Source organism: Mycobacterium sp., assembly GCF_025965855.1.
Classification (GTDB): domain Bacteria; phylum Actinomycetota; class Actinomycetes; order Mycobacteriales; family Mycobacteriaceae; genus Mycobacterium.
In genome coordinates this window covers 1-10,930 of record NZ_JAOPWB010000170.1, presented here as the reverse complement: position 1 = coordinate 10,930, position 10,930 = coordinate 1, and the positions used below count along the sequence as shown (strand labels likewise).

At 64.9% G+C, this 10,930-nt stretch carries 10 protein-coding genes and 1 pseudogene; 1 reads left to right on the top strand and 10 read right to left on the bottom strand.

All coding sequences use genetic code 11. The annotated features are described in order from the left end of the window. The 10 genes and pseudogenes from JWP83_RS13740 to JWP83_RS13695 all read right to left on the bottom strand — a co-directional run. The coding region (locus JWP83_RS13740; protein ID WP_297730695.1) for a methyltransferase dimerization domain-containing protein at positions 1–626 on the bottom strand (626 nt) is incomplete at its 3' end. Continuing rightward, complete coding sequence (locus JWP83_RS13735; protein WP_297730699.1) at positions 613–1,821, bottom strand: NAD(P)/FAD-dependent oxidoreductase; 1,209 nt, start codon at positions 1,819–1,821, stop codon at positions 613–615. The genes JWP83_RS13735 and JWP83_RS13740, both read right to left, overlap by 14 nt. A gap of 440 nt (positions 1,822–2,261) precedes the next feature. Next, positions 2,262–3,305 (bottom strand): aminotransferase class I/II-fold pyridoxal phosphate-dependent enzyme, encoded by a 1,044-nt coding sequence (locus JWP83_RS13730; protein WP_297730693.1) that lies wholly within the window; start codon positions 3,303–3,305, stop codon positions 2,262–2,264. Continuing rightward, positions 3,305–4,324 carry a 3-oxoacyl-ACP synthase III family protein gene (locus JWP83_RS13725; protein ID WP_297730691.1) on the bottom strand — a complete coding sequence of 340 codons (1,020 nt, stop codon included), beginning with the start codon at positions 4,322–4,324 and terminating at the stop codon, positions 3,305–3,307. Before JWP83_RS13725 ends, JWP83_RS13730 begins: the two co-directional genes overlap by 1 nt. Continuing rightward, positions 4,321–4,992 carry an SRPBCC family protein gene (locus JWP83_RS13720; RefSeq protein WP_297730689.1) on the bottom strand — a complete coding sequence of 224 codons (672 nt, stop codon included), beginning with the start codon at positions 4,990–4,992 and terminating at the stop codon, positions 4,321–4,323. Before JWP83_RS13720 ends, JWP83_RS13725 begins: the two co-directional genes overlap by 4 nt. Then, entirely contained in the window at positions 4,973–6,739 is a 1,767-nt protein-coding gene (locus tag JWP83_RS13715; protein ID WP_297730687.1) for a thiamine pyrophosphate-binding protein, read from the bottom strand. Before JWP83_RS13715 ends, JWP83_RS13720 begins: the two co-directional genes overlap by 20 nt. A 70-nt stretch (positions 6,740–6,809) precedes the next feature. Further along, entirely contained in the window at positions 6,810–7,556 is a 747-nt protein-coding gene (locus JWP83_RS13710; protein WP_297730685.1) for an anti-sigma factor, read from the bottom strand. A gap of 125 nt (positions 7,557–7,681) precedes the next feature. Next, positions 7,682–7,818 (bottom strand): annotated as a pseudogene (locus JWP83_RS13705) (sigma factor); the annotation flags it as partial. 138 nt (positions 7,819–7,956) lie between these two features. After that, positions 7,957–9,297, bottom strand: a complete 1,341-nt coding sequence (locus JWP83_RS13700) for an FAD-binding oxidoreductase (protein WP_297730683.1) — start codon at positions 9,295–9,297, stop codon at positions 7,957–7,959. 60 nt (positions 9,298–9,357) lie between these two features. Then, entirely contained in the window at positions 9,358–10,581 is a 1,224-nt protein-coding gene (locus JWP83_RS13695) for an NAD(P)/FAD-dependent oxidoreductase (protein WP_297730681.1), read from the bottom strand. A gap of 207 nt (positions 10,582–10,788) precedes the next feature. Between JWP83_RS13695 and JWP83_RS13690 the strand changes: the two genes are divergently transcribed. After that, positions 10,789–10,930 (top strand): hypothetical protein (locus JWP83_RS13690; RefSeq protein WP_297730697.1); only part of this gene is annotated, 142 nt, incomplete at its 3' end.

Genomic DNA, 10,930 nt, shown 5'->3' with positions numbered 1-10,930 from the left:
ATCGTGGGGTAGACGCTGAAGTCGTAGCCGGCGACCACCGTCCCGTCCGTCAGCTCCGAGACGCTCGTCATCGTCTGGTTGAAGAGCTCGGCAAGCTCGGGCTCCCCGGCGAAGTAGTCGAAGCTCTCCTTGCCGCGCAATGCCGGAACGACCGTGCTGCCGGTTCGGATCGAGTCCACCATCAGGGTCCAGCGTTCGCGCTGTTCGGCCGACCCGTAGAACTGCGCCGCCCAAGTCATCGAGATCGGCGCGTCCGAACGCAGGGTCGCGGCAAGGGAATTCAGCTCATAGCGTCCGTCGCGGCGATGACGGAAGATGCCTTTGCCGATCAATGCCCGCAGCAGCCGGCGCAGCGCGTCCGGGTTCGCGCCCACCCGGGCCGCCAGTTCCTCGATCGGCAGTGGGCCGTTGGTCAGCGCATCGGCGACACCGAGTTGAGCCGCCACGGTGATCGCCTGCGATGTCCAGGTGGCAATGACCATCTCCATCATCGCTGCCGGCGCGGGTGTCAGCCGTTGATGGAGCCGATACAGATAGTGGCGGATCCACTCGACAGCGCGGGCCAGCTTGGCGGGTGGCACCCTGGTGGCCTTGACGGTCGAAGACGTCGATTCATTCATGCGCATCGACAAGCAGTGTGGTCGCGGCGGCCGCGAGGTCCCGGCTGACTTCCGCGGAGATCCGGCGGTGACTCACCGCACACAGAAACGTTGTCAGCGCCCACGTCATGAAGCGGTCCGAGATCGTCGCCGCCGGCTTCAGCGCGGACTCGCTGCGGGACACCTGCTGGGTGGTCACCCAGGACACCGCCTCGACCTTGCGTCGCCTGGTGCTCTCGTACCAGCGCAGCGCACCCGAGAGATCGCGGATATTGCTGTGCACCCCTGTCCGTCCCTTTCGGAAATCCGAAAGCGCCTTGCACAACACCATCGTGTCGAGCAGCGCCTGGTTGGTTCCCTGCGCAAGCGTCGGCGGCATCGTGTGTGCGGCATCGCCGAGCAACGTGACCGCGCCTTGGCCCGAGCGGGGGATCGGATGCCGAAAATGCGGGAACGGCGAAGGGGCCAGATCCTCGTCGGTCAATGTCGCGAGTACTCGGTCAGTCGAGTCGGACCATCCTTCGAAATGGGACCGGAGCATCTCGATCGGGCGTTCCGGTCTCACGAAGTCGTGCGACCATGGCAAGTCGAACCACCACTGCAGGTCCGAACCTCCGGCCGGCCATAGCCCAAGGTTCCCGTGCTCGCCGATAATCATCTGTGCGACGTGCTTATCGCCGATGTCGGGCAGGGTGACCAGCCCCTGCCAGCTGCACCAGCCGGTCGGCTCCGCGGGTGGCGCACCGACGACGCCTCGAACCATCGAGTGCAGGCCATCCGCGCCGATCAACACATCTCCTTCGGCCGAGCTGCCGTCCTCGAACTCGAGCCGAACTCCGCCCTGCGTATTGGTCAGCCCGACCGCTCGGGTGTTACACCGGACGCGATCGGCCGGAAAGCCTTCCAGCAGCCGTTCAAGCAGGACTCGACGCGGGACCATCCGAACTGGTTCTCCCAGCCGGTCCACGATCGCCGTCAGGTCCATAGTGGCGACCGAGCGACCCCTGGGTGTCGTGACGCGCACGGTGGACAGTGGCTGACCGGCCCCATCCATATCGACCCCCAGCTGCCCCAGAACGGTCGAGCCATTGGACCAGATGGTTACGGCGCCGCCACCTGCCTTAACATCCGGCCGCCTTTCGAACACGGTGACGTCATGTCCGTCACGCAATAATCCTCGAGCGATAGAAATGCCGCCCACACCGGCGCCGACAACGAGGATCCGAAGCGACCGGGTCGACGGCGCGTCGGGCCCCGCGATGAGCTTCGCGGAACGTCTGTAGCGGTGATAGGCCGCGATCGGCCCGCGATCCGTTTCGCCCCCGCACCTCGATTGACGGCTCACTTCAGTCCTCTGCGTGGCGATCGTAAGCCCATCGCTCAAGCCGGACCTGCAGCTTCAGCAGGCCAAGTCCGGCGAACGACATGCCCGCTGAAAAGTAGAGCGTCAGTATTGGATCCATCTTCAAAACCTCCTACTGCTACCACGCAGGACCTATACAAGAAGTTCACCGCGGCGCGGTGGCAATGTGGTGTCGCCGGACCGAAATGGCGTGGCACCAGCCAACAATGTGGCTTCAGCGATCGGTACTCGTCCCAGCCGGTCGAAGTCATTGCTGCGTCAGCTCTTCCGATGCCAGGGGGCGCCGCGCGCGACTGGGATCAACCCAGCGACCTGGCCACTGCGGCCAGCACCGCTCGGGTGGATGCGCGGCTTCCAACGGTGATCCGGGCAGCGCCGTCGGGGTAGTAGCGGGCCTTCAGCCCGCTGTCGCCGAAGACCTCTCGCCAGGGTCGCCCAACGGTCGGCAGGTAAACGAAGTTGGCGTGCCCGTCCGTGGTGTATACGCCCTTCGCCCGAAGGCGCCGGGAAAGGTAATCACGCTCACTGCTGATTTGCAGAATGCGTTGCCGCAACTGGTCCTCGGAGTCATAGCACGCCGCCACCGCGACCAAGCTGGTTATGCCCATGCCGAACGGCAACTGCATTCCCCACAGTGTCGTGGCCAATTCCGGTGAGGAGAACCCGTACCCGATACGAAGTCCGGCCAAGCCGTAGGCCTTCGAGAACGTCCGCACCACAACGACATTTGGAAATCGGCGGACCAGATCGGGTCCGTCGATCCGGAGCTGGGGGGCGACAAACTCGATGTAGGCCTCGTCGAGCAGCACGACCGTGCCGTCCGGCACCCGCCGCAGGAATCGCTGCACATCCGCGACAGGTTCCAGGGTGCCGGTCGGGTTGTCGGGCCGGCACAAGACGACGACACTGGCGTCCGCCGCTGCTTCGGCCAGTGCCTCCAGGTCGTGGTGGCCGCGCTTGTCGAGCGGAACAGTGACCGGTGTCAGGCGGGCCATCCGGGCGAAGATCGGATAACCGTCGAAAGTCGGCTCGCTCAGCACAATCCGATCACCGGGCCGCGTCACCGCGTGCAGGACCTGCATCACCACTCCGCTCGCACCCGCGCCCAGCACGACCTGCTCGTCGCAGACTCCGATATGGCCGGCGATTAAGTGGCGTAGCCGTTCGGGCAGGAACTCCGGATACCGGTTGGCGACATCGATCGAGCGGACCAGCGCCGAGCGTACCGCCGGTAGCGGCGGAAACGGATTCTCGTTGAGCGACAACGCGAATGGATCGGTAGCGTTCGGCAGCGCATCGAGGATCTCCCTGGTGACAGGGCTCGCCTCCAGCAGGGGTTGCATCAGCTTCGTCCGCCCCAGCGGACCGCCGCCGCACCAGCGAAGTCGCCCGCGTGAGCGAAGGCGGCCATCATCACGACGTCGCCGGCCTTGACCTGACCGTCGGATATCGCATGATCCAGGTTGATTGGAATGCCGGCGCCGAACAGGTTGCCGCATTCGTCAAAGGTATCGAGGTGTCTCGATTCGGGCACCTCGAGCGCTTCGCGCCAGTTGCGCAGGAACACCCGGTTTGGCTGATTGGTGACCAGCAGGTCGATGTCCTTGGACGGCAGGCCGATTCGATCACAGACGGCAAGCGCCACCTCGGGGACCTGCTGATTGCCGCGAGCGAGCACCTTGGCGATGTTGGTTTCGGTGAATCCGATGCAGCCCTCACCGGGGCCGGGCTGCCACCACTTGCGGGACGGGTCGATAACGAGCGTCATGTCGCCGGCGTATTCGCCGTAGGTGCGGCACTCGATGTCGAGTATGGGCGATTCGTCCGACACAGTGACTAGTCCAACCGCGGCACCGTCACCCGGAACCGAAGACTGCGCCTTGCGGCGCACCCCGGGCTGGTCGAAGATCTGGCCCGCCGCGTTCTGTGCGACCGCGATCAGCGCTGTGCGCCCTTGTCCGGACGCGAGCAGTTGACGGGCCACTTTGAGACCCAGCACGAACGCCGCGCACCCGCCGTTATGCAGGTCCAGCACCCAGTTAGGACGCATGCCCAAGCGGTGCGCGATGCCGCCGCCCCCGCCGTAGAATGGCACGTCGGGCATTTGGGCGTGGGTGATCAGCACGTCGACGTTAGCAATGACGTCCCGGCCGTGCCGTTCGATCAGGCCCTGTGCGGCCCGCTCGACCATGTCGATCACGGTTTCGTCCGGCCCGACGTGATGGCGGAACTTGGGCGCGCGGAACATCAGGTTGGCCGCCAGGTCGTCCGAGCCGGCGAACTGCGCGTAATAGTCGGCGCCGACAGGTTCGCCGGGCAGATAGCTGGAGACGTCGGTCAGGCTGACGGCGGGCTGGTTCATGATGCCCTCATCCAGGCCGGCGTGATCGGCAGTCCGTTGCGGTGGCGGTATTCGGCGATCGACTTGAGGTTGTTCAGTTCCAGCCCGTGACCGGCACCGAAGATGTCCCAGAAGTCGCCGACCCAGCCCGTGCGCTCCGGCGGGCCGGCCTCCGGATACGGGTTATTGTCGTAGAACGGATGGCGGCAATTGGTCCACAGCACAACGGAACCGGGCTTGCCGAGCACCACCTGCGCGTCGAGTACCCGCATCAGGTAGATCATCCAAAGGTGCTGGCCCTGGTCCCAGGCGCAGTGGTAGTCGACGGTACGGGCCTCGGCGTTGGCCACCGTGCGGGTGTAGATGTCCGTGTCCGGAAGCAGTCGGTCGTAGGCCAGCCACAGCCCGGGGTCCTCGGTGGGTCTGAAGTCACGCAGGGTGTAGGTCCACTCCTCGAGGCTGCGGGTGTCGGCCAGGTATTCGAACAGCTCGTCGGGTGGGCAGTCGATGTAGTCGTTGACCGTGCAGTACTGGCCGAAGACCTCCTCGTGCGGGTATACCGACCGCATCTTCTCCATGAACATGGGGGCGGTCTCCTCCAGTGGCGAGGTCTCGATGCGGACCAATCCCTCGATCGGCTCGGTGGTGCCGCGATGGACGACGATATCGTCAAGCGCTGGTAGGGACATGGATTCGGTTCTCCTTTGGTGTTGTGATCTGTTGATCGACAACCTGATTGGCAGGTTGTCTGTTCAGGAATGCTGCGAATGGCGGGATTTCGTCGGCGGCGCACTCGATGCTGACCACGGACGGGCCGTCGACGGCCATTGCCCGTTCCAATGCCGCGGGTAGTGCGTCGATGTCGGCCACGTCCACCGAAGACAGCCCGGGGAACATGCTCGCCAGACCGGCCGCCAGGTGGCTGGGAGCGAAGCGGTTGTAGCTGTACAGGTCGTCGTAGAACAGCTGCTCGCGGGTGACGCACATGGCGTGGGCGTTGTTGTTGAACAGTACGAAAGTCACCGGCAGCCCGTACTGCACCGCGGTGTGCACCTCCATGCCGTGCATGAAGAATGCACCGTCCCCGGCGATCACCACGGTGCGACGGCTAGACCCGCTAAGCCCGCGGTTCATCGCACGGCCGAAGGCCATCCCAATGCCGGCACCGAAGCTGTAGCCCATGCCGCCCATGCCGAGTGCGACCGCGAAGCGACCGCCCCGGCGTACGGGGAGGTGATGGATCGCGGATGCGCCGGTGTTGCCGGCGTCGACGACGATGTCGGTTCCGTCGGGCAACACGCTATCGAGCACGACCATGGCATCGCGGTAGCGCACACCCGCACCGGCGAAGGGCGGTGGACTAAGTTCGGTGTCTGCAACGAAATCGGGCACGCGCAGCCCTCGTGCCCGCCCCCGCCCGGACAACGCCCGGGTCAGCATCCTCAACGATCCCCGCAGATCCTCGGTGTGCACGTGAGTGCACGGCAGGTATGGGGGTGCCGAGCCGATCGAAACCGTCCGCACCGCCGCGAGCGCGTCGTCGAGGCCGGTGCGGGCGGTCACCGAAAGTCGGGTGCCGACCACTAGGCATATGGCGCTCGCCGCGACCGCGTCGGCCACACCGGGATGGCCCATCACACCTGTCACACCGAGTGCCGACGACGAACCGAACCCTGGTGTGCCGGCTACATCTTTGGCGTCGGGCACGCATGCCACCCGTGCGCGTAGCAGGGCCCGCAGCTCCTCGAGTTCCGACCGGGCGTCGTCGCGCGCCACCTGCTCGCCGGCGATGATCGTGATGGGTCCAGTCGCTCGCCGCAAAGCGCGCACGATCGCATGTGGATCACCGATGCTTGCCCCCGGGCGCTCGAAGCCACGCCCGTCATTACCGCCGTAGCCGTTGATACCGACCTTGGCCTGCTGGATATCCTTGGGCAGCAACAAGACTGCTGGCCCTCCGGTTCGCGCCGCCGCGATGGCGCTGGGCAACGCCGAAACGATATCGGCGGGCGTCAACACCCGCCGGCAAAACACCGACACCGCAGAAAACAACGCCTCGGCATTCAGTGATCCGTTGCGGCCACTGGTGTCTTGAAAGCTGCCCCGACCGTCCATCGTGCTTGCGGGCTGACCCACCAATGCCAACACCGGCACTCGGCTGGCCAATGATTCCCCAAGGCCCGGAATGAGATTGAGCGCGCCTCCGCCAGACGTCGCCGCCACTACCCCCAAACCGGCGCCGCTGCGGCTGTACCCGTCGGCCATCGCGGCCGCAGAAAACTCGTGCTTGGCCAGCACCGCGGTGATGTCCGAACTGAAATGTGCCGCGTCGTAGAGATCTTCGATGTTGGCCCCGTCGACACCGAATATGTAATCGCTGTCGATTCTCGCGAGGTGCTCGACGATATGGTCGACAACCCTGTATTGCCTTGGCATCTGCTCCCTAACTTGTGTCGATGCCCGTAACACGACCTGCGGGTGACTTCAGTTCACATCGAGGCGTAAGTCACAGCGAACGCTCCAGGAGCACCTGGCCGTCGTCGGCGGAAACCACCTGCACAGAGGCGATTTGATCGACAGGCGTCGAAATGCTGCCAGCGGGCGCCGCCGTATGGCCCGGATTCGCCACCCAGGTGGCCATCCGAGTGTGACTACCGTCACGACCTACCACAACCATCGCCAGCGTGTCGTGATGGGCGTTCAGCGGGGCGAGGCAGACGCAGTTCATCGAGATGAACGTTCCCCACTGCTGGCCGCTGAGCGAGACCGTCGAGGCCAGCCTGTTCGTCCCTACCTGTGCCATCGGCTGAACCGACACACTCGCCTGCGGCGGCATCGGCACGGATGTCGAGGATTGGCCCTGGACGCCGACAAGGACACCGATCGCCAGCACCGCGGCCGCGGCGGCTCCAGCCGTCCAGGCCGCGATGCGCGACCGGCGCCGTCGCCAGGTCACCTTGGCCAGCAGGGACGGCAGCAACTCGTCGGGCGGCAACGGTTCTGCTCCACTGCGGTCGGCCTCGTCGATCGCCACCAAGTCGTAGCGATCCAGCTGCGACAGCAGGCCCGGCATGCCGTTGAGGTCGCCAACGGCGCTGCGGCACAACAGGCAGTCGGCCAGGTGCGCTTCGAATTGCCGCCGTTCTGCGGACGACAATGCTCCCAGCACGTATGCGGCATCCCACATCGCGTACTCGTCATGCCCGGATAGGTCAGCGCCGATCGGCGTCCCGGGCCGCCATAGCGGCATCATTGTGTAACTTCCATCTCCTGGAAAATCTCTTGGTACGTGGGATATTTCGTAGTTGACTGGCCATTCGGATCGCCAGTAGAGGTGACGTCGCCGCCCGTGCGGTGCGGTGATCGTCGATGAGTTATGTCGCCGATGATCGCCGGATGCCGCGAAGCCCGTAATAGCGTCTTTTGCGCCAGGTTTCAGCGCCGGCCCGATTGCCGGTCACGCGGAATGCGTAGCGCCGCAAGTCCGGGGCGTGTTCGTCGTAGAGTGCCTTCATCAACTCGGCTTCAGCACCCGCCGACCTCGTGAGAATAGGCACTCCATTCACCTCCTTACTGGTGAAACGATCGAAGCGCCCGTTTGGTTCATGCGTGGCACACCGGCCACGGTTAGCCAAGAGGCAGGCCGCCGTTGGTCAGGCGCCGCTCATCCAGCTGTGGAATCGACCATCCGGGTCGTAGGCCGAGCGCACCGCATCGAGGCGTGCCATGTTCGGTTCGGCGATAAATCGCGCCGGACGCCGGCACAGATTCTCGTCGGCAAGCGATATGCCGGTCGCCAAGTGAGACATCGCCGCCATGTTGGACGCGGCCCAGTCGCGATACCGGTCATCGTCGGCCGGGTTCTGCCAGATGGTGTAGAGCGCGAGGTAGACCTCGTCTTCTACGCCGTACACCATGTCCGCGCGCGCCGGGGACGTATTCCAGCCCGTGAAAATGAAGTGCGAGGGGTGCGGCGGCATGGTTTCGATGATTTTGCGAATGCCGGGCAACAGTTCTTCGGCGGAAGCCGATGTGAACATGTTGTCGGCGATGTATCGGTGCCCCTTCGGGTAACTGGTCATCACGGCGGTGTACCAGTTGGCCAAAGTTGTCGGCGCGTAAGGGAGGTTGACGATCGCCTTATCAATGACCGGGCAAGTGCCCAGCAGCGCAAGAGCTTTCATCGCCTCGTCCTCCGAGTCGGCGAATACCGGCGCGGCGATCGTGATGCCGGGTTGGTTGAGCCCGGCTCCCGGAAAGCTGCGCGCGGTGTGGATCTGCAGTTCGACCCGGTCGTCGATCTCGGACATTATCGAGCGTCCCCAGGTAAACACCTCGTCGGCGACCTCGATCGGATACATGTACAGGCAGGTGCCCCACACCGGGGGACGTGGGTGAACCCGCAGTTTGAAGGAGGTGACCACACCGAAGAAGCCCGGCCCAGAGCCGCGGGCGGCCCAATACATGTCTGGATGGTTTTCGGGGTCGCAGTAGATCTGTTCACCGTCGGCGGTGACGACTTCCAGTCCAAGCACGCTCTCGCATGCCGGCCCGAGCGCCGGGCTGTTCCAGCCGTATCCGCCCTGCAGCAGATAGCCGCCGAGACGAATGCCTTCGCAATGGCCGGAGGGAAAGAATAGCCCTTGTGCGTCCAGTTCTGTCGCGAAGACGCTGGCGACCTTGCCCGGGCCAACATCCGCGATCATCCGATCCGGATCGACAGTGCAGTCATCGAGGCGGCTGACGTCGAGCAGCATGCCGCCGTCGCGCAGGTGGCTCGCCACCCAGCTGTGCCCACCCGACCGTACGCCGACCTGATGTCCGTTGGCCCGCGCATAACGGAGCGCTGCGACCACGTCGTCGGCGTCGTGCGCCTGCACGATCACATCGGGAAAACGGTCCGGCAGAAGGCCATTCCATACCGTTTCCCGACGGGCCGTTTCGTAGCCGTCTGCGCCACGGTAGAAGGTCTTTGCGGTGGAGAGTAAAATCATTGTATCCCTTATGTTTTCGCGGTGTCGGTCTCGGTCTGCATCGTCAAGGAGACACCGCCATTAAGATGTCGGAAACCGGCGCCCCGGTGCGACGAGATCCTCGGGCGCACATTCACGTTGCGCCCGCATGGATGGAGGAATCCGCCGCAGGTAGGCGGCCACCTCGCGGGCCAATGGCGTGGCCCTGGTGCGGATCGCCCGCAGTGGGCCATTGGGCGGAATGCCGTATCCGATCGCGAACATTCCGTCGCCGACGTGCGAGGCAAAGCCGCCACGGGGGTTGCCGTGCTCGTCGAGGACGCCAAGGTGTCCGACCAAGCCGTCGAGATCGGTGCCGAACCCGGTCGCAGCGATGATCACCTGCGGCGCTACGGACGCGCCGTCGGCGAGGATCACGGCGTCGGATTCGATCGCCTCGACGGCGCCGACGACCTCGACGAGCCCGGCCCGCACGACGTTGATGAGCTCGTCGGCCAGCGTCGGGATGCGACCTCGGGTCTCCACCGTCGCCTTCAGCCCGAGCGTTGGCCGACCGAAGCCGTAGGGCGACAGGTCACCCCACATCAGGCGGTTCATGCGCCCGATCAGCGGATCGACCATCCGCGCGGGAACTTTCGAGAACAGCTCGAGGAAGATGTCCGATGGAAACGGCCCGATGGACCGCCGCACGAGGTGCGGCGGCGTGCGCACCGAGAGCCAAACCCGTCGCGCGCCGTCATAGACCAGCTGAACTGCGATGTCGGCGGCCGAATTGCCCGCGCCGACGACGAGGACGTCGCGCCCGCGGTAGGGCCAAGCGTTTGTGAAGTCCCCGGAGTGAACGATCTCGCCGCTGAAACGGCTGAGACCGGGCCATGCGGGGATGGTGGGTGCGCTGTAGTTGCCGGTCGCGAGGACGATTGCCGGGGTCCGGATCTCACCCGACGACGTGGCGAGTCGCCAGACTCCCCCGACACGGTCGACGCGGTGGACTTCGCATCCGAGCATGATGGCGATGTTCTGCCGCGCAACGTAGTGATCGAAATAGCGGACCATGTCCTCCTTGGTCGGCCAACGGCCGGCGTTCAACGGAATCCGTTGTCCGGGAAGGTGCGACAAGAACCCGGTCGTGTTGAGGCGAAAGTTGTCATAGCGCCTGCGCCACGAAATTGCCGGGGCCGCTGCACGGTCGACGACGAGCGCTTTGATCCCATGCTGATAGTCGAGTTGGCGTGCGACGGCTAGACCGGCCGGCCCCGCGCCGATGACAACCGCGTCGGGGCCGTCATGCGTCTCCGTCGTCATCCGTGAGTCTCCTGTCGTCTTTCTTGGGTGCCGAGGACCTCGCGGCCCCAGCACTAACACGACCCGGAACCGCTCGCGGTTCATCTGGGCGGATCGGGACGGCCGCGCCGGCGACAGGTCGGCCTGCCTGAACAGCAGCCTTGCGAACCCGATCCGCATTTACTAGGATATGCAAGTATTCGCGAGTAAACGACATCCGAGGACACCATGACCACCCAGATCCCGCATTTCATCGATGGCAAGCGCGCCGCCGGCCGGTCCGGCCGCTCCGCTGACGTTTTCAACCCGAGCACCGGTCAGGTGTCGGCCCAGGTGGCGTTGGCGGGCAGGGCTGATGTGGAGGCGGCGG